Source organism: Oceanospirillum multiglobuliferum (assembly GCF_900167095.1).
GTDB lineage: Bacteria > Pseudomonadota > Gammaproteobacteria > Pseudomonadales > Halomonadaceae > Oceanospirillum > Oceanospirillum multiglobuliferum.
In genome coordinates, this window is the sequence record NZ_FUXG01000014.1 from 90,386 (window position 1) to 110,275 (window position 19,890).

Below are 19,890 nucleotides of genomic sequence, written 5' to 3' on the forward strand. Positions count from 1 at the left end.
AAGGTGGTGTAGTGATCACGCTCGTTGATACCTTTTCACAAGCGGTGCAACTGTTAGTCTCTGGTGATACCGCCCTTTGGACGATTATTGGTGTTTCCTTTCGTGTTTCACTCACTGCTTTGTTAATTTCGGTTGTCCCTGCAACAATCATTGGCTTTTTATTGGCCTATTGCCAATTTCCAGCTCGATGGCTAGTGCTTTCAATTGTACATACTTTTATGGCAGTGCCGACGGTTGTTGTGGGTCTAATTCTCTTTATGCTGCTTTCTCGTAGTGGGCCTTTAGGGGATTGGCGCTTGTTGTTTACACAAGACGCAATGATCATTGGGCAGGTGCTATTATGCCTTCCACTTCTGATTTCCATGACCCACTCAGCATTTCAAGGCGCGGATAAAAAAGCCTGGGAAACTGCAAAAATGCTAGGCGCTCATCCTTTACGCTGCTTATGGGTTCTAATGCATGAGATTCGCTTTGCGTTAATGGCCACGTTGGTAGCAGCCTTTGCTCGTATTATTGCAGAAGTTGGCTGTGCCATGATGGTGGGCGGCAATATTCTAAACTATACCCGCAACATCACTACCGCTATCGCACTTGAAACACTAAAAGGGGAATATGCCCAAGGTGTAGCCCTCGGCTTAGTGCTTTTCATTTTGGCGATGATGCTCAACTTAGGGATGGCACTGCTGCGTGGCAAAGGGCAGATTGGTCATAGATAACACAAGCACAAATTAGAATAACAATAAAAGACAGGCTAAAACCATTATGCTTTTAAACAAACTTCTTGATGACCATGATCATATATCGCTGATTGCGCGGCTCTCAAATGTACAGCACCGCTGGCACAAGGAAACCTTGCTGTTTCAACTCAATGAGTTGCAGTGGCAGAAAGGCCAAACCATTCTGCTGAGCGGTGATAACGGTGCAGGCAAGTCTACATTAATGCGTTTAATGGCGGGGTTAGAGCCATTACAGCAAGGCTTTATTCAGTTTCCTGTATTGCAAAAAGATCGTTTCAGCCTACCTTGGCGTACTCAAAAGCCGCAGCGAGGCCAATGCTGTTACTTGCATCAAAGCCCTTATCTGTTTGCGGGGACTGTGTTAAATAATTTGTTATTTGTAATTAAATCATTACCCAAAAACAAACGAGAGCTGGCAATACAGCGACTACCCACAGGGTTAGAGCTTGCAGGTTTAACCGCGCTTCAGCACCAACCTGCAAACACGCTTTCAGGTGGAGAAAGGCAACGTATCGCCGCACTTCGTGCATGGTTGTTACAACCCAAAGTGTTACTTCTAGATGAACCAACCGCAAACTTGGATCAAGATTCAATACATCTAATCACGGCATTAGTTGTCGATTTAATTCAACAAAATTCAGCAGTTATGATCAGTTCTCACCAACATACATCACTGACCGATTGCTGTAATGCACACTGGATGATCAAAGAAGGCACGGTTTATGCTGCTAATTCAACGACAGGGACCACAAAGTTGACAGCCCTCCAAACCTCTAATGTAAATAAGTTGAGTGCTGTCGTAAGCCAACCCCATCAGATGGATGTAGCACTATGACACCCCAAAATGACAGCAGCGGTTTTAAGACAGCACAACCCTCAAAATCTACTGCGATACTGAGCGATGTTACCGCCGTTATTTTAGCAGGCGGTCAAGGACAACGTATGGGAGGGCAAGACAAGGGCTTGGTTAACTTTTCTGGCCAACCAATGGTTCAACATATTATTAAGCAGATTCAACCCAACGTACAATTCATCATGATCAATGCCAATCGTAATTTGGCACAGTATCAAAGCTTAGGTTTTCCAGTCATTGAAGATATTCATTCGGGTTATCAAGGCCCATTAATGGGGATGTTAACAGGGCTGACTTATGCTCAAACTGAGTGGGTGCTGTTTTTACCTTGCGATACCCCTATTTTACCCAGCCAATTAATAAAACGTTTATATAATGCAGCCACTGAGAATCAAGCTGATGTTGCTGTTGCGCATGATGGTGAATACTTACAACCCGTAGTGGCATTGGTAAAACGCACATTAGCCCCAAGCTTGGAGCAATGGCTCAATGATGGTAAGCGTAAAATAGACCGTTGGTTTATGCAGCACCGTATGATTGTGGTCAGTTTTGCCGAGCAAATGGCATACCCCCCACTAATGAATTTGAACACCTCTGAAGAGTTGCAAGAGTTTGAGCTATTACAAAGCAAAATAAACGCTTGCTGATGCTTTCCGGCTATCGGTCGGAATATTTTACATAACGGCGTATTCTTCTACGCAAGATTTAGTAATAGCCCTTCAGATTAGTCCCGCTTTTTTTGTCCCCCTAATGTCTATACTGGCATTTCTCAGTATACGATCTGGAGCTTTTCGGAGCTTTTTTGACTTTGTTCAGCACGACTTTGGAATATTACTTGCGATAACCCCGCAAGGTTTAAGCGACTCTACGCATAATCAAGGTGTGCTGAATGGCAATGTTTCCAATTCCCGTTTTAGGTTTTGCTGCATTTAGCGGTACAGGTAAAACGACCTTATTAAAAAAAGTGTTGCCGCTGTTAAAAGCCACTGGCTTGAGAATTGCGGTAGTTAAGCATGCACATCATAACTTTGAGGTCGACCAAGCGGGCAAAGACAGTTATGAACTGCGTAAAGCAGGTGCTAGCCCAATGCTAATTTGTTCAAGTCAGCGCCTTGCATTGATGCTCGACTATGACCAAAGCAGAGAGCCTAAGCTGCATGAGGTGATTGACTTTCTGCCTTTGCATCGACTCGATGCGGTGTTGGTGGAGGGGTTTAAATCAGAAACCTTCGATAAAATCGAGCTACACCGTCCTGCAATGGGTAAGCCTCTTTTGGCGGAGACCGACACCAATATTATTGCCATTGCCACCAATCAACCCAAGCGTCTCACCGAACAATGCCCTGCACTGCCACGCTTAGATTTAGGCAATGCCGAGCAGATCACCGCCTTTGTTATCACTCAGATTGAACAGCAGCGTCAAAAACTTCAGGAGACTTGCAATGTCGGTTAGTTGTTTTGACCTTAGTCCCAAAACATTGAGCCTGAATGAAGGGCGTCAACAGTTACTGGACCAGATAGCCTCTGCTACACCGCCTGAGCATCAGCTTTGTCATATCGAGCAACTGAGTGGAAAAGTACTGGCTGAAGACCTGATCTCACCCATCAATGTGCCTGCTCAAACCAATGCCGCAATGGATGGCTTTGCTATACAGATTCCAGAAGGACAAGGCGCACTTGCTACGTACAAACGGGTTGGCAGTGCTTTTGCCGGAAAAGGTTTCTCAGGTGTATTAAATGAGGGTGAGGCAGTACTCATCACAACGGGCGCCCCTATTCCTGTAGGTGCTAATACGGTAGTGATGAAAGAGCTGTGTACGCTTGATGGAGAGCACGTCAGATTTAATGCCACTGAGCAGGTCAAGCGCCATGACAATATTCGTCAGGCGGGAGAGGATCTTAGTAAGGGGCAGGTCGCACTCACACGCGGCACACGTTTACGGCCAGCCCATCAGGGGCTAATCGCCTCATTAGGACTTGAGCAGGTTGAGGTCTATCGCCCCTTAAAAGTGGCTGTTTTTTCAACGGGTGATGAGGTGGTTGCACAAGGCCAGCCTTTACCCGCTGCCAGCATCTACGACACCAACCGCTTTTCACTGATCGCCTTATTACAAGCGCTGCATTGCGAAGTGATTGACTTGGGCATTTTACCCGACCAAGAAGCCGCGCTAGCACAGGGCCTTAGTCAAGCGGCTCAACAGGCGGATGTAGTGATCTCATCAGGCGGTGTCTCTGTCGGAGATGCAGACTATATCAAATCAGCTTTAGCACAGGTTGGTGAGACTGCCTTTTGGCGTTTGAATATCCGTCCCGGACGTCCTTTTGCATTTGGCTACATTCACAAGACCGATAAAACTCAGGCGCTTTTTCTAGGTTTACCGGGCAATCCAGTCGCGGTGATGGTGACTTTTTTGCAACTGGCGCAACCTGCATTACGTCAGCTGCAAGGTGAGCAAAACTGGCAAGTTCAAAGCCTCCCTGCCATTGCAGCAGAGACGATGCGCAGCCGTGAGGGTCGCACTGACTTTCACCGAGGTATATTCAGCGTCAATACAGGTGGTCAGCTAGTTGTGCGTACTACGGGTAGCCAAGGCTCAGGTATTTTACGCTCAATGGTTGAGGCCAACTGCTTAATTCAAATTCCAGACCCCATTGCAAGGGTTCAAGAGGGTGACTTGCTGATTATTCACCCCTTTGCCGATCTACTTTAGCGACGCCCCTTTAAAACACCTGACCGCATAGCAGAATAACAAGAGAGTTTCCCCATGACCGACCAAGCTCAAACACAACATCCCTCAGGCTTGACCCATTTAGATGCTCAGGGCAACGCTTCGATGGTTGATGTCACAGACAAAGCTGTGACGTTCCGCGAAGCACGCGCAGAGGCCTATGTGCAGATGCAGGCGCACACCTTGGCTCAAATTCTGAATGGCGGGCATAAAAAGGGGGATGTTTTAGCCGTGGCGCGTATTGCCGGTATTCAGGCGGCAAAAAAAACCAGCGACTTAATCCCTCTATGCCACCCGCTGCTGTTGACCAAGGTTGCCGTTGAGTTTTATCCAGAGCCAGCGCACAACCGCATCCGTATCGAAGCATTATGCAAGCTTTCCGGGCAGACTGGGGTTGAGATGGAAGCGCTAACCGCAGCCTCTGTCACAGCTCTGACCCTGTTTGATATGTGTAAAGCCGTGGACAAAACCATGGTCATCAGCGGTATTCAAGTACTAGAGAAAAAAGGTGGGCGCTCGGGTCATTGGCAACATCCCCATACAGAGGCGGTAGCCTCAACCTCCGCAGCTTACACCACAGCCCCCGCAACAGATGCACCTGCAAACAGTATTCAAGTGCGCTTTTTTGCACAGCTCAAGGAGCAACTGGGCTGCGAGCAGCAGTGGATTGAGCTAAGCCAACTTGAGGCTCACACCTTGGATGGCGTGTTACAGCACCTTCAGCAGCAACAGCCTGATTGGCAAGCAGCACTGGCGGCAAACAACCTGTTGATGTCGATCAATCAAAATATGGTCAAGCGTCAAGCTAGGGTTACGGCAGGTGATGAAGTAGCTTTCTTCCCACCCGTTACCGGCGGTTAATTGCACCCTCACCAAGACCACTGAAACAAGGGGAAAGAGATGGAACATCAGGCTGCCATAATTGAGATCGCTGTACAGCAAGCTGGCTTTGACACTGCCGCTATCCAGCAACAGATTACCGCCAACCGCAGTGATATTGGGGCAATTGTTAGTTTCACGGGCTTAGTGCGCGACTTTAATGAGAAGCCTGACGTGTTGTCTCTCACGTTAGAGCACTACCCCGGTATGACGGAGAAAGCGCTGCTTAATATTGCTGAGTCAGCCTGTCAGCGCTGGTCGATTCAGGCACTGACCATTGTGCACCGTGTCGGCTGTTTACGCCCTGCTGATCCAATTGTATTGGTCATGGTGGCCTCTGCTCATCGTCAGGATGCGTTTGACGCTTGTGCTTTTGTCATGGACTACCTGAAAACAGAAGCCCCTTTTTGGAAAAAAGAGAACACCCAACATGGGAATTATTGGGTCAGTGCAAGGGCGTCCGATCAACAGGCTAGAACACGTTGGGAGCACTCAAAATGACCCGCGTTGATGCGCCATTGTCTCACTCTCCCCATACCCCATTGGTTGACCGATTTGGTCGAAAAGTCAGCTATGTGCGCCTTTCTGTGACCGATCGCTGCGACTTTCGCTGTGTGTATTGCATGGGTGAGAACATGAGCTTTCTCCCAAGAGAGCAAGTGCTCACCCTTGAAGAAATTGGACTTATTGCCCAAGCCTTTGCCGAGTTAGGCACCAATAAAATTCGTCTGACTGGTGGTGAGCCATTGGTGAGACGGGATCTGCTGCAACTGGTTCAAACCGTTGGTGATTTACCTCAAATCACCGATTTTGCCATGACCACGAATGGGTCTCAGTTGCCGACTTATGCGAAAGCACTCAAGGCAGCAGGACTCAAACGATTGAACATTAGCTTGGATTCCTTAATCCCTGAACGCTTTAAACAACTCACCCGAATTGGCGATCTGAATAAGGTCATCAAAGGCATTGAGGCCGCCATCGAACAGGGCTTTAAAGGCATCAAACTGAATGCGGTGATCTTAAAGGGGCGTAATGATGATGAGGTTGTGTCGCTGGTAGAGTTTGCTCTAGCAAAAGGGATCGATATCAGTTTCATTGAAGAGATGCCTTTAGGCGAAATCAACGAGCATCAAAGAGCCAGTACTTTTTGCTCCAGTGATGACGTGCGCGCCCTGATAGAGCAGCGCTATAGTTTGCTTGCCAGTACAGATCACACGCAAGGCCCCTCTCGGTATTACCGAATAGCCTCGGCTCATGCACCTTGTCAGTTCAGTGAGGCTCAGTTACATCAAATCAAAATTGGCTTTATCTCACCTCACAGCCATAATTTCTGCGACAGTTGCAACCGTGTTCGAGTCACCGCTGAAGGGCGGTTGTTACTCTGTTTAGGTAATGAGCACTCCGTTGACTTAAGAGCAACGCTACGCCAATACCCCAATCAAATTGAACCATTGAAACAGGCTATTATCCAAGCGATGGATCTTAAACCAGAGCGCCATCATTTCAGTACAGAAGGCGAGGTGCAGGTGCTACGTTTTATGAATATGACAGGGGGATAAGCCAGCCCCATAGCGATTCATTAACATTGACTTATGTAAAATAATTGTAAATTCGCTGTTTGCAGGTGCTGAGCTGGATTACTCTACGCGCTGGTTTATAATAACTTTTCAATCCAGTGTGATTTTTAAGCAAACAGGATCTTGTGTGTCAAAATTGCTGTCGCTACCTTCAGTGCTAGGCGCTTTAATAGTAAGTGCAATGACCTTTACTCTTATTGGCTGCTCTAATTCAGTGCCCAGAGAGCCTGTTGACCTTGCCAGTTTAGAAGTACCTGAGCAATGGCAAAGTGCCAGTAGCTCACCCTCTGCAAACAGATCTGCTACTGTACGCCACCCCCTTGAACAATCTCAGCAAACTCGTTGGATCTATCAGTTCAACGACCTCTCTTTGGTTGAGTTGGTACAAACTGCTTTAGAGAAAAACCCCAGCCTATTAGCAAAAGCAGCACAAGTAAAACAGTCAGAGCAGAGCGTTAAAATTGCAGGTGCATCGGTTTACCCTAGCCTTGATCTGACAGCAAGTACCCGTCGAGTAGAGTCTAGTAATGTAAGCACGACAACAAATAGCTTAAGTTTAGAGGCTCGCTATGAGTTGGATTTATGGGGAAAACTAAGCGCACAAGAGCAACAAGCTAATTACACTTATGCTGCGACTAAAACCAGTTTTGCAGGAGCCACATTAGATCTATCTGCCGATGTCGCTTCAGCTTGGTATCGTTTAATTCTGCAACAAGAATTGCTGCTATTATCGCAACAGCGTGAGGATACTTTAAGCAACGCATTAAGCGTGGTTCAACAAGCCTATCAAAGAGGTTTGAAAACAGCGATAGACCTAAACAGCGCACAAGCCGCATTACAGCAAGAGCGTGCCAATATTGCCCAACAGAAACAGACTTTAACAGAGCAAGTTCGAGTATTGCAGCAACTTCTGGGCCGCTATCCTGATGGTAATACCCAACTTGCAAAAGGTTTACAGCTTCCTGTTTTGCCTGACTTTAAAACAAAAACGTTGCCTTCAGAGTTAATCTCTCGCCAACCCATATTACAAACTGCATGGCTAACACTATTAGCCGCTGATGCCTCAATGGCAATGGCCAATAAGGCACGTTTCCCAAGCCTGGTTCTGTCTGCTTCTGTCGACCAAAATATTGATTGGAACTTAATCGCCAGCCTAACACAGCCATTGTTTAATGCAGGCAAACTGGCCGCGGCTGAAGTACAAGCTGGTGCGAAAGTGCAACAACTTGAAAAGGAGTATCTGCAAAAACTATTTGCCGCCTTTGCCGAGGTTGAGAACGCTTTGATGTCGGAAACATCATTACAGCATCGTTACCAACTGGCAGAAGAAAACTTGAACAATGCTAGACAAACAACCGCCATTCAACTCAGTCAGTATCAACTTGGGCAAATCGAGTTGAATCAGCTGCTTTCCTCTCAGAAAACAATGATTGATAGCCAAGCTTCTCTATTAGAGCTACAGCACCAGCGTTTACAGAATCGAATTCGCCTATATAAAGCCTTAGGCGGACAGTTTTCGAATAGTAGCGAGCGCGAGCAATCTGAAACACTCTGATTCTTGGCAACAGTTTTATATTAACAATTCAAACAATATTCCCTTCTAATCAATAGTAATAGGATTGGGCTTAAGCATGTGGAAAAAAATTCTTCCGGTTATCATTCTTGCGGCCATGATTAGCCTAGGTATATGGATTAAAAACAACCCTCCTACTGCCAATAGAAACGCACCTAAAGCACAAGCGGCCATTACAGTTGAGGTTAAGCCGCTTTCGCTGCAAACCTACCCTGTATTGCTGTATAGTTATGGCCGAGTCAAGGCGCAGGCAGCTACACCTTTAATGAGCCAAGTGGGAGGTAAAGTTATTAAACTACACCCCGCATTTACGTTGGGCGGTCAGTTTAAACAAGGTGATGTTTTAGTAACGCTAGATGATATTGATGCGCGAAATGAGCTGAAAATTGCCCAAGCCAACCTAGCACAAACACAACAGAGCCTGATTGAAGCAGAGGCAAATGCTGAACAAGCCCGCCAAGCATGGCTACTTTCCGGCCAACAAGGAGAGGCCAATGCCTTAGTGTTGCGCCAGCCTCAATTACAAACTGCACAGTCCAAAGTAAAGTCGGCACAAATCAGTGTGCAACAAGCGAAATTAAAGTTGGCCCGCACAACCATCAAGGCTCCTTTTTCAGGTGTTGTCAGTGTGCAGTCTATTGAATTAGGTCAAGTTGTTAATGCTGGAGCAGAGTTAGCCAAACTATACAGTGAAAATGCATTAGAGGTACGTCTGCCCTTAACTGAACGCCAGCTGCCTTTTTTACCATTAAACGCTCAAGGTGTACCAAGCGCAGAGCTGATATTGAAGTCTAACCTAAGCGATAGCCCAATAGCCGCACAAATTGTGGCGATGGATGCAGAGTTAGATCCTGTGAGCCAACAGCTTTATCTATCAGCTCGACCTGAACAGAAGCATAACCTGCGCATAGGAGAGTACTTGCAAGCCCAAATTAAGGGGCAGGTACTGCAAGATGTTTTAGTCATCCCCAATAACAGCCTATACCAAGGGGGTTATGTTTATTTATATCGTGAAGGTACCTTGCAGAAACAAATTGTCAGTTTAATTTGGCAAGATGATCAAAATGCCATTATCAACCAAGGCTTGAGTGTGGGGGATCAGTTGGTGTTAACACCTTTGGGCCAACTACCCTCGGGCACTAAAGTGAAATTGGCTGGCACCTCTCAGCAGGGAGCGAAATCATGATTGCTTGGTTTGCCCGTAACCATGTGGCCGCCAACCTTCTAATGGTTTGCATGTTGTTGGCAGGGGTATCTTCCCTAATCAAAAAAGTACCTTTAGAGGTTTTTCCGACGGTTGAATCTAACGTAATCAACGTATCGGTGTCACTGCGCGGTGCCAGCCCTCAAGATATGGAGCAAGGTGTTGCGGTATTAATAGAACAAGAAGTGCAAGACCTTGAGGGTATTGAGCAAATTGTCAGCCGTTCAGTAGAGGGCAGTACCACAATCTCTATTGAGGTGGCTGATGGCTATGACGCCAAAGAAGTATTGGCTGATATTAAAAGCCGTGTTGATGCCGTCAGCAATTTACCTGATGCCGCAGATCAACCCCGTGTTGCCTTAGCCACACGAAAACGTGAAGTGATATCAGTCACTGTGGCAGGCCAACTGTCAGAGACAGAGATTCGTCAGTTTGCTGAAAGTGTGCGTGATGACCTATTGCGCCTGCCAGGAGTTTCTCAAGTTGAACTGGATGGGGTGCGTGATTATGAGATCGCCATTGAAGTGTCTCAACATCGTCTACGTCAATACAATTTAACATTGGCGCAGATCAGTAACGCCATCCAGAAGGATTCTACCGATCTATCCGCAGGTAATCTGCGCACTGCTAGTAATGATGTACTGTTAAGTTCAAAAGGTCAGCGCTATAACAAAACTGAGTTCGAAAACATTGTTGTATTAGCGCAACCCGATGGTGCAATTGTACGGTTGAAAGAGGTTGCAACGGTTGTTGACGGCTTTGAAGAAACCCCTCTTCGTACACGCTTTAATGGCAAGCCTGCCGCAATGATTGATGTTTTCCGTGTGGGTCAAGAAAGTGCTATCTCTGTAGCTGATGCAGTGAAAACCTATATCAAAGCTCAGCAAGATAAACTCCCTGTTGGTCTAGAGCTAAGCTATTGGGATGATGACTCAGAAATCGTTAAAAAACGTCTCAATACGCTTTTAGAAAATGCAGCACAAGGTGGTGTTTTAGTTTTAGCGTTACTTACGCTGTTTTTAAGACCTGCCATCGCGTTTTGGGTGTTTATTGGCATTCCAATCAGCTTTATGGGGGCTTTTGTTTTCCTGCCGATGCTCGGCGTCAGCTTGAATATCGCCAGTTTATTTGGCTTTATTTTAGTACTGGGTATTGTGGTTGATGATGCGATTGTGACAGGGGAAAACGTTTATAGCCACCTGCGCAAAGCAGAAAGTGGTTTACATGCTGCAATTGTGGGCACACAAGAAGTTGCAGTCCCCGTTACTTTTGGGGTCTTGACTACCGTTGTTGCATTTTTGCCATTGGCCTTTATTGAGGGTAGTCGCGGGGCTATCTTTGCTCAAATCCCCGCAGTGGTTATTCCTGTATTATTGATCTCGCTAATTGAATCTAAGTTTGTTCTACCTGCGCACTTAAAACATATCCGGTTACGTCATGAAAAAAGCAAACGCTCTAAGCTTGAAGTGTGGCAACAGGCTTTTGCCGATGGCTTTGAGCGTGCCATTCTACGCTACTACCGCCCAGCCCTAAAAGTTGTACTGCGCCACCGTTATAGCGCTTTGGCATTTTCGATTGGCTTGTTAATTATTTTAATTAATACATTAAGCTCAGGTTGGATGAAGTTCACTTTCTTCCCGAAAGTACCTAGCGAAACGGCTAGAGTGACACTTACCATGCCTGCGGGCACCGCATTTGATGTGACCGATCGCTATGTCATACTGATGACAGAAAAAGCCCGACAGCTACAAGAAAAGTATCGAGATCCGGCCACAGGTGAAAGTGTAATTTTACACATATTTTCAACCACAGGTTCTTCTGGCAGCAGCTCTAATATTGGTCGGGTACGCTTTGAGATCACTCCAGCTGAAAGCCGTACATCAACCATTACCAGTATTCAGCTGGTTGATGAGTGGCGTAAATTGATAGGCAACTTACCGGGGGCTGAGTCTATTGCTTTTCGTGCGGAGTTAGGCCGAGTCACTAGCCCTGTTGATATTCAGTTGAACGGCAACGACATGAAGCTATTAGAAGAGGTGGCAGACAAGGTTAAACAGCGCTTAGCAACCTATCCCACTTTATTTGAAATCAGTGACAGTCTTGCGGATGGTAAACAGGAGCTTCAGATTGAGCTTAAGCCACAAGCCTACCTTGTAGGATTAAACCGCACGGACTTAGTACGCCAAGTGCAACAAGCCTTTTTAGGTATTGAAGTACAACGTATTCAACGTGGACGAGAAGATGTCAGCGTGATGTTGCGCTTACCCGCTAATGAACGCCAATCTTTAACTGATCTGCTCAGCGTTGATATTCTCACCAGCAGCGGAAATCGTATCCCTTTAAGCCAAGTTGCAGAGTTGAAACCGGCTAAAAGTCCTTCTGCAATTTATCGTATTGATGGCTATCGCACGGTGAATATCACCGCAGATATGGATAAAAAGAATACTAATGCCACAATTTTAAACCAAGACCTGACAGCCTTTATGGATCAACTGACACAACAATATCCCTCGATCAGTTACAGCTTAGAAGGTGAGGCCAAAGAGCAACAGCAATCATTTGGTTCTCTACAGTTTGGTTTAACATTAGTTTTATTTGCCATTTATGGCCTATTGGCAATTCCATTTGCCAACTATGCGCAGCCATTTATTGTGATGTCGGTGATCCCCTTTGGCATTATTGGTTCTGTTATCGGCCATTGGATTATGGGGATGCCACTGACCATCATGAGTTTAATGGGGCTTCTTGCATTAGTAGGTGTTGTGGTAAACGACAGCTTGGTGTTAGTTGATTTTATCAATCAACAACGTAAAACAGTTAAAGGGCAATTGCACCGAGCCTTACTAAGTGCGGCCTCTGCACGTTTTCGCCCTGTCATGTTGACCTCTATGACAACCTTTATGGGGCTGCTGCCGTTGCTGTTTGAAAAGTCGACACAGGCACAATTTTTAATTCCTATGGCAGTTTCTTTAGGCTTTGGAATTTTGTTTGCTACACTTATAACGTTATTTTTAATTCCTGTTAACTACATGATTATGGAAGATATTAAGGCACTGTTTAAAACAGACCCACAATAATTATTCAGGGTTGAATCTATGAAAATCCTGCTAGCCACACCTAAGGCAGATCAATCTGCGTACTTGATGGCTTTAAAGAAATACTGCCCCTATGCAGATGTACAGCTTTGGCAAGATATTGCAAAAACTGACTGGCAGGCAGAGTACGCACTTGTATGGAAGCCAGAAGCTGCACTTTTTGACCATCAGAAAAACCTGAAAGCAATCTTTAATTTAGGCGCAGGCACAGATGCGTTAGAAAAATTACCAAATTTACCCAGAGATGTGCCTCTCTATAAATTGCGTGATGCTGGTATGGGGCAGTGGATGCTGGAGTATGTGCTATACGGTATGATCCACTTCAGCCGTCGCTTTGACCTTTATCGTCAGCATCAAATGGTCTCTAGCTGGCAACCTGAACGCACACGAAACTTACAAGAGAAACGCATTGGTATTTTGGGATTAGGTCCATTAGGACAATATGTTGGCAAGCAGCTTTACCTAATGGGGTATCAAGTAGCAGGCTGGAGTAGAAGCTTAAAAGCAGATCTGCCGTTCCCTCAAGCTACAGGGGCAGCTGCATTGAACAGCTTTTTAAGCCAATCCCATATATTAGTCAATTTACTCCCTGCTAAAGAGGATACATACCATCTACTCAACGCTGATAGGCTTATGCGCTTACCAAGAGACTCAATTGTTATCAGTTCAGGTAGAGGCTCTGTAATTGATGAGCATGCACTGTTGTTACAACTGCAAACCCGACACGTGAGAGGTGCATTACTAGACGTTTTTGAACATGAACCATTGGCTAAAGAGCACCCGTTTTGGAGCCAGCCCAATGTCATTGTCACACCTCATATAGCAGCTCCTACGCAGTCTGATGATGCGATAAAGCAGGTATTAGCCGATATACTTGATATAGAGCTAGGGGACAATACTCTTTTTTAGGCTTTATCCTTCCCCAAAAAAAACCGCGAAATTCTCGCGGTTTTTTTTCGGTAAAATGATTACAAACGGTTAATTTCAGCTTGGTTTGTAATAGATACGCGCACTTGTTGTATATTGTGACGAATCTGGTTCATTTGAATGGCTTGCTGGTAAAAAGCCACCATCTCAGGCTGAGTTTCTGGCTGAGAAATTTGGTTAAGACTTAATAGCAGCACATCACCATTGGCTAGAACTTTTGTTGTAGCACCAGTTTCAAGGGTAAATGCCTTTTTGACCACTGCCTGTGGAACAGATTGTTCGACTCGGCTAATGCCATTCACCGTGACTAGCTCTAAACCTGCTGACTTCGCAGCAGCGCTAAGGCCATCTGCTTGTGCTTGAACCAAAAGCTGATCAGCTAATGCTAACAATTGCTCTTTACGGGCTTGAGCTTCAAGTTTCAGGCGGATATTACCCGTCACTTCAACTAAAGGTTGAATGGCAGGCTCTTTCAATTCAGCAACACGAATAACAACACTGTTCTGACTGTCCAGCTCAATAAGATCGCTGTTTTCACCATTAAGCTTTAATTCGTCAGAGAATGCTGCACGTATAACTTTTGCATTGGCTGCGATGCCTTCGCCACCATTGCTGCTAAAGAGGGTGGTTTCCTGCACAGATAGCCCTAACTCTTTTGCAGGAGTTGCTAAATCATCTGAAGCAAAAGCTGCATTAGCTAGTTCTTCAGTCAATGCCAAATACTGTTTTGCGGCTTTTGATGCTTTTAACTGCTCTACCAAGCTGTCACGCATCTCTGCAATAGGTGTAATCTCAGCGGCAGTTTTACGATCTAAACGAATTAAATGTACACCGAACTCAGTCACAATAGGCTCTGAAATTCCACCTTCTGATAGCGCAAATAAAGCAGTTTCAAAGGTCTGGTCAAAGCTACCTGCTTCAATCATACCTAGCTCACCGCCAATAGATGCAGAACCTACATCCTCAGAAACCTCTTTGGCTACTTCAGAAAAGCTCTCGCCAGCTAGCACACGGTTACGTATTTGTTGTAACTGTGCGATAGCCTCATCTTCTGTGCGCCCGTCAGTTTCTAACAAAATATGTGATGCAAAGTAATCTGTTTGGTTTTGAGCCGTTTTCATATACGCCTGATAAGCGGACTCAATATCAGACTGTGACACTTCAATTTTTGCTGCAATATCATCTTGGCTTAAAGCAATATAGTTCAAACGCACACGCTCAGGCAGCTGGTAAGCCTCACGGTTTTGCTCATAATATGCCGTCACATCCTCTTCAGTTACTGGAGGAACAGTTACAGCATCGACATTTAATGTCACATAGGAGATGTCTCGTGTTTGACTATCAAGCTTAATCACCTGTTCAACATATTTATCAGCAGTTAACGTACTTAAACCAAGGCCAGACTGGTATTGATTGATTAGTACGTCTTTTTTCAACTCTTCACGAAACTGCAAAGGTGTTAAGCCAACATTACGCAGAGTGCTGTTGAACTGATCGGCATTAAATTTACCGTCAGCACCTTTGAACTCTGGTGTACTAATGATAATGCGGTCAATTTGTAAATCGCTTACACCAAGACCAGCATTACGTGCAGCTTGCAACGCTGCCTCACGGTCAATTAAACCTTGTAGGGCACGCTGACGGATTTGATTTTCGTTTAGGCTTGCAGGATCTGCATCAGGCCCCATCTGAGCCAAAATTTGACGTACTTGACGTTGAGCGGCTACCTCTAGCTCATAGCGGCTAATTTTTTTATCGTTTACAGTCGCCACCTCATCACCACCGCTGGTGAATGCCCCTACAATGGCATCTACGCCAAACATGGCAAAAGTGATCACGATGAAGCCTACAATTATTTTTGCCACCCAACCGGATGATTTGTCCCTGATGTTTTGAAGCATGAAACTATCTCTTACCCAATTGTTTTAGATTCAAAGGATTATACGCAGCTAAGGAGCAATCGGAAACTGAATAACCTTGCTGATTTGCAGATATAAAAAAAGCACATCAATTGATGTGCTTTTTAATCTTGCTGAGTGCAGTGTTAACTAATCCTAGTTAACAGCATCCTTTAAAGCCTTACCTGGCTTGAAACTAGGCACTTTAGCGGCTTTGATTTCGATAGGTGCACCTGTTTGAGGGTTACGACCTGTACGAGCTGCACGCTCTTTAACAGAGAATGTACCAAAACCAACTAATACTACTGAGTCACCTTTCTGTAGCGATTCAGAAACGGTTTCAATCATTGCGTCTAGTGCACGACCAGCTGCAGCTTTAGGAATATCTGCAGAAGCTGCAATCGCATCAATCAGTTCAGACTTGTTCACTCTTCACCCCTTAACAATACGGCCAAATACGGCCAAAAACATATGCGTAGATTATTGGTGGCTTACGCAAAAAATCAGGCGCATTTTATACCAATAGCCCCTATAAGCGTCAAGTAATCTCAGTGAGTACTTGTCTTTAAACTATCATCTTTGGCTACTGAGGCTTCATCTTTCGGCAAAGCTTCAACGAAAGGTGTTGGTGCATGCGCCAAGGCAATTGCCAATACATCATCAATCCATTTCACGGGGAAAATATCAAGCTCTGACTTAATAGAATCTGGTACTTCCTTCAAGTCACGACGATTTTCTTCCGGAATAATCACGGTTTTGATGCCTCCACGACGAGCAGCCAGCAGTTTTTCTTTCAAACCACCAATCGGCAGAACTTCACCGCGCAGGGTAATTTCCCCTGTCATTGCAACGGTGCTTTTCACTGGAATACCAGACAAGACCGAAATCATCGCGGTACACATACCGATACCTGCGCTAGGGCCATCTTTAGGTGTTGCACCCTCAGGCACGTGCACGTGAATGTCTTTTTTCTCGTAGAAGTCTGGAGATATACCCCAGCCAACAGCACGACTGCGCACAACGGTCATCGCCGTTTGAATCGACTCTTTCATCACATCGCCCAGAGAGCCAGTCGGTGTTAAACGACCTTTACCAGGCACCGCGACTGCTTCTAGGTTAAGTAGCTCACCACCAACCTGAGTCCATGCCAAGCCTGTGACTTTGCCAACCTGATCTGCTTCATCAGCCAAACCGTAGCTGTACTTACGGACACCGCAGTACTCTTCGATTTTCTCTTCTGTCAATCGAATAGGCTCGCCTTTAAAGCCTTCTGGGCCACGCTTGATCAGCTCTCGTACAGCTTTACGGCACAGTTTTGCAATCTCACGCTCTAGGCCACGAACGCCCGCTTCACGCGTGTAATAACGAATGAGCTCTAAAAGTGCAGCGCGATCAATCAACAACTCAGAGGCGGTAATACCGTTCTGTTCCAGCTGCTTTTTAACTAAATATTTTTCAGCAATGCCCAGCTTCTCGTCTTCGGTGTAACCTGGGATACGGATCACTTCCATACGGTCAAGCAATGAGCCTGGAATATTCATTGAGTTTGCCGTACACACAAACATCACATCAGACAGGTCGTAATCCACTTCTAAATAGTGGTCGCTGAACTTGCTGTTTTGCTCTGGGTCTAGTACTTCAAGCAGTGCAGAAGCAGGGTCGCCACGGTGATCCATACCCATCTTGTCAATTTCATCTAACAAGAATAGGGGGTTCTTCACGCCCACTTTTGCCATGCGCTGTAAGAGCTTACCCGGCATAGAGCCAATATAAGTACGGCGGTGACCACGAATTTCTGATTCGTCACGCACACCACCTAAAGCCATTCGCACATATTGGCGGTTAGTCGCTCGCGCAATAGACTGGCCAAGAGAGGTCTTACCAACACCCGGTGGGCCAACCAAACACAATACAGGGCCTTTTAGTTTCTTAACGCGCTTTTGTACAGCTAGGTAATCTAAAATCCGCTCTTTCACTTCATCTAAACCGAAGTGGTCTTCATTCAGAATATCTTCAGCTTTCTGTACATCATGAGACACCTTAGAGCGTTTCTTCCAAGGCAGGCTAACCATCCAATCAATATAGCTGCGAACAACTGTGGCCTCTGCTGACATCTGTGACATCATCTTCAGCTTTTTCAGCTCGCTTAAGGCTTTATCCTTGGCGTCTTTTGGCATGCCAGAAGTTTCAATGCGCTCTGCAAGCTCATCGGCTTCATTGGCCGTATTGTCTAGCTCGCCCATCTCTTTCTGAATGGCCTTCATCTGCTCATTCAGGTAGTACTCACGCTGATTTTTCTCCATCTGCTGTTTCACGCGTCCACGGACACGCTTTTCAACTTCTAGCAGATCAATCTCAGTCTCAACATGCGTCATCAAGCGCTCTAAACGCTCACGCACATTGTCTAACTCTAGTAATTGCTGTTTTTCCGCTACATTTAACGACAAGTGCGCTGACATGGTGTCAACCAAACGACTTGGATCGGTGATGTTCTTCAGCGAGTTCACAACTTCAGCAGGGATTTTTTTGCTCAATTTGACGTATTGCTCAAATTGATTCATCAGAACATGAACAAGGCTTTCTGCTTCGCGCTCTGACAATGTTTCTGCTTTACGCTCAACAATCTCAGCCTCTAGATAATCACCCGTATCTGCAATTGCTAATAATGCAGCACGATCAACACCTTCGATCAATACCTTAACCGTACCATCAGGCAGCTTAAGCAGTTGCAAAACAGACGCCAATGTACCCACGGTATACAGGTCATCAGTGCTAGGTTCATCAACGCCTGCATCTTTTTGCGCAGCTAAAAAAACTTTCTTGCCTGCGGCCATCGCTGCTTCTAATGCATTAATAGAGCGATCACGACCAACAAACAAGGGCAGAACCATTTGAGGAAATACAACAACATCCCGCAATGGTAATAGTGGCAAGGTTTGCTTGCCCAACTCTTCATTCACCTGTTTCTGCTCCATAGCAGAACCACCTCTAACTGTGCGGCACTGGCCATTCCAGTGCTAACGAAACTTATTGAGAACATAGTGGAGGCATTTAAATGAATTACAACCCCTTGTTCTTACAAAAAAAAAGGGCCCAGAGGCCCTTTTAAGCGGTAATCCTGTTACTTCTGATCACCTGATGCAAGGTCAACCTGTTCATTTGAGTAGATTAGCAGAGGTTCTGACTCTCCTTTAATCACACTCTCATCAACCACAACCTTTGTCACGCCTTCCGCAGAAGGGATCTCATACATCGTTGGTAGTAGTACCGACTCCATAATTGATCTCAGGCCACGAGCACCCGTTTTACGCTCCATCGCTTTACGAGCAACCGCCAATAAAGCTTCGTCACGAAACTCTAGATCAACTTTTTCCATTTCAAAAAGCTTAGCGTACTGTTTAGTTAAAGCATTCTTCGGCTCAGTTAAAATCTGAACCAACGCTTCTTCATCAAGCTCTTGAAGTGTCGCAACCACAGGTAGACGGCCTACAAACTCAGGAATCAAACCAAAGCGTACTAAATCTTCTGGCTCAACATCTAACAGTGTCTGACCAACCGACTTATCCTCTTGCTTACTATTCACTTCAGCAGAGAAACCAATGCCGCCTTTAGTTGAACGATTCTGGATTACTTTTTCTAAGCCAGCAAACGCACCACCACAAATAAATAGAATATTTGAAGTATCAACTTGTAAAAACTCTTGCTGAGGATGCTTACGACCACCTTGGGGTGGAACAGAAGCAACTGTACCCTCAATCAACTTCAATAATGCTTGCTGTACACCTTCGCCTGATACATCTCGGGTGATTGACGGGTTGTCTGATTTACGAGAGATTTTGTCGATCTCGTCAATATAAACAATACCGCGCTGTGCCTTTTCAACATCATAGTCGCACTTCTGAAGTAACTTTTGGATGATGTTTTCAACATCTTCACCCACATAGCCCGCTTCAGTCAGTGTTGTCGCATCTGCAATGGTGAAAGGTACGTTCAACAAACGCGCCAAAGTTTCTGCTAATAATGTTTTACCGCTACCCGTTGGGCCTATTAACAAAATATTACTTTTGCCAAGCTCTACATCGGCTTTGGATACAACACCATGCTTTAAGCGCTTGTAGTGGTTATAAACCGCAACAGCCAGTGTCATTTTAGCTTTTGGTTGGCCAATCACGTACTCGTCTAATGTTGCACGAATCTCTTTTGGCACAGGAAGACGATCTGATTCCAGCTCAGGTTTATCTTCCGTAATCTCTTCACGAATAATGTCATTACAAAGATCAACACATTCATCACAGATGTAGACAGATGGCCCAGCAATTAGCTTGCGTACTTCATTTTGGTTTTTACCGCAAAACGAGCAATACAACAGCTTGCTTCCATCACTACCGGAATCTTTTTGATGGCCCATTCGTTACCTC

Annotated in this window: 16 protein-coding genes; 12 read left to right on the forward strand and 4 right to left on the reverse strand. The window is 45.5% G+C overall.

Annotation, left to right across the window (positions count from 1 at the left end; genetic code table 11):
- Positions 1–11: 11 nt before the first annotated feature.
- The 12 genes from B5D26_RS10890 to B5D26_RS10945 all read left to right on the forward strand — a co-directional run bounded on the left by B5D26_RS10890 (position 12) and on the right by B5D26_RS10945 (position 13,556).
- Entirely contained in the window at positions 12–716 is a 705-nt protein-coding gene (locus B5D26_RS10890; RefSeq protein WP_200810662.1) for an ABC transporter permease, read from the forward strand.
- A gap of 46 nt (positions 717–762) precedes the next feature.
- Positions 763–1,572, forward strand: coding sequence for an ABC transporter ATP-binding protein (locus B5D26_RS10895; protein WP_078745764.1), 810 nt, complete (start codon positions 763–765; stop codon positions 1,570–1,572).
- Positions 1,569–2,237, forward strand: coding sequence for a molybdenum cofactor guanylyltransferase MobA (gene mobA / locus B5D26_RS10900; protein ID WP_078745765.1), 669 nt, complete (start codon positions 1,569–1,571; stop codon positions 2,235–2,237). Before B5D26_RS10895 ends, mobA begins: the two co-directional genes overlap by 4 nt.
- Before the next feature lie 242 nt (positions 2,238–2,479).
- Positions 2,480–3,043 (forward strand): molybdopterin-guanine dinucleotide biosynthesis protein B, encoded by a 564-nt coding sequence (gene mobB, locus B5D26_RS10905; RefSeq protein ID WP_078745766.1) that lies wholly within the window; start codon positions 2,480–2,482, stop codon positions 3,041–3,043.
- Entirely contained in the window at positions 3,033–4,301 is a 1,269-nt protein-coding gene (locus tag B5D26_RS10910; RefSeq protein ID WP_078745767.1) for a bifunctional molybdopterin-guanine dinucleotide biosynthesis adaptor protein MobB/molybdopterin molybdotransferase MoeA, read from the forward strand. The genes mobB and B5D26_RS10910 overlap by 11 nt, the downstream gene beginning before the upstream one ends.
- A 54-nt stretch (positions 4,302–4,355) precedes the next feature.
- Positions 4,356–5,180, forward strand: a complete 825-nt coding sequence (moaC, locus tag B5D26_RS10915; protein ID WP_078745768.1) for a cyclic pyranopterin monophosphate synthase MoaC — start codon at positions 4,356–4,358, stop codon at positions 5,178–5,180.
- Between the two features lie 39 nt (positions 5,181–5,219).
- The gene (gene moaE / locus B5D26_RS10920) at positions 5,220–5,699 is read left to right on the forward strand and encodes a molybdopterin synthase catalytic subunit MoaE (RefSeq protein WP_078745769.1); all 480 of its coding nucleotides are present in this window, start codon (positions 5,220–5,222) and stop codon (positions 5,697–5,699) included.
- Positions 5,696–6,757: a GTP 3',8-cyclase MoaA gene (moaA, locus tag B5D26_RS10925; protein ID WP_078745770.1), complete on the forward strand. Its 1,062-nt coding sequence runs from the start codon at positions 5,696–5,698 to the stop codon at positions 6,755–6,757. Before moaE ends, moaA begins: the two co-directional genes overlap by 4 nt.
- Before the next feature lie 145 nt (positions 6,758–6,902).
- Positions 6,903–8,330, forward strand: coding sequence for an efflux transporter outer membrane subunit (locus tag B5D26_RS10930; protein WP_078745771.1), 1,428 nt, complete (start codon positions 6,903–6,905; stop codon positions 8,328–8,330).
- A gap of 76 nt (positions 8,331–8,406) precedes the next feature.
- Positions 8,407–9,534, forward strand: a complete 1,128-nt coding sequence (locus tag B5D26_RS10935; RefSeq protein WP_078745772.1) for an efflux RND transporter periplasmic adaptor subunit — start codon at positions 8,407–8,409, stop codon at positions 9,532–9,534.
- Positions 9,531–12,629 (forward strand): efflux RND transporter permease subunit, encoded by a 3,099-nt coding sequence (locus tag B5D26_RS10940; protein WP_078745773.1) that lies wholly within the window; start codon positions 9,531–9,533, stop codon positions 12,627–12,629. The genes B5D26_RS10935 and B5D26_RS10940 overlap by 4 nt, the downstream gene beginning before the upstream one ends.
- Before the next feature lie 18 nt (positions 12,630–12,647).
- Positions 12,648–13,556, forward strand: coding sequence for an NAD(P)-dependent oxidoreductase (locus B5D26_RS10945; RefSeq protein WP_078745774.1), 909 nt, complete (start codon positions 12,648–12,650; stop codon positions 13,554–13,556).
- A gap of 59 nt (positions 13,557–13,615) precedes the next feature.
- Here B5D26_RS10945 and B5D26_RS10950 read toward each other — a convergent pair whose 3' ends face one another.
- The 4 genes from B5D26_RS10950 to clpX all read right to left on the reverse strand — a co-directional run bounded on the left by B5D26_RS10950 (position 13,616) and on the right by clpX (position 19,880).
- Positions 13,616–15,475, reverse strand: a complete 1,860-nt coding sequence (locus B5D26_RS10950) for a SurA N-terminal domain-containing protein (RefSeq protein ID WP_078745775.1) — start codon at positions 15,473–15,475, stop codon at positions 13,616–13,618.
- Positions 15,476–15,628: 153 nt separating this feature from the next.
- Entirely contained in the window at positions 15,629–15,901 is a 273-nt protein-coding gene (locus B5D26_RS10955; RefSeq protein WP_028303739.1) for an HU family DNA-binding protein, read from the reverse strand.
- A 119-nt stretch (positions 15,902–16,020) separates the two neighbouring features.
- Entirely contained in the window at positions 16,021–18,447 is a 2,427-nt protein-coding gene (gene lon / locus B5D26_RS10960) for an endopeptidase La (protein ID WP_078745776.1), read from the reverse strand.
- A gap of 146 nt (positions 18,448–18,593) precedes the next feature.
- The gene (gene clpX, locus B5D26_RS10965; protein WP_078745777.1) at positions 18,594–19,880 is read right to left on the reverse strand and encodes an ATP-dependent Clp protease ATP-binding subunit ClpX; all 1,287 of its coding nucleotides are present in this window, start codon (positions 19,878–19,880) and stop codon (positions 18,594–18,596) included.
- Positions 19,881–19,890 lie beyond the last annotated feature (10 nt).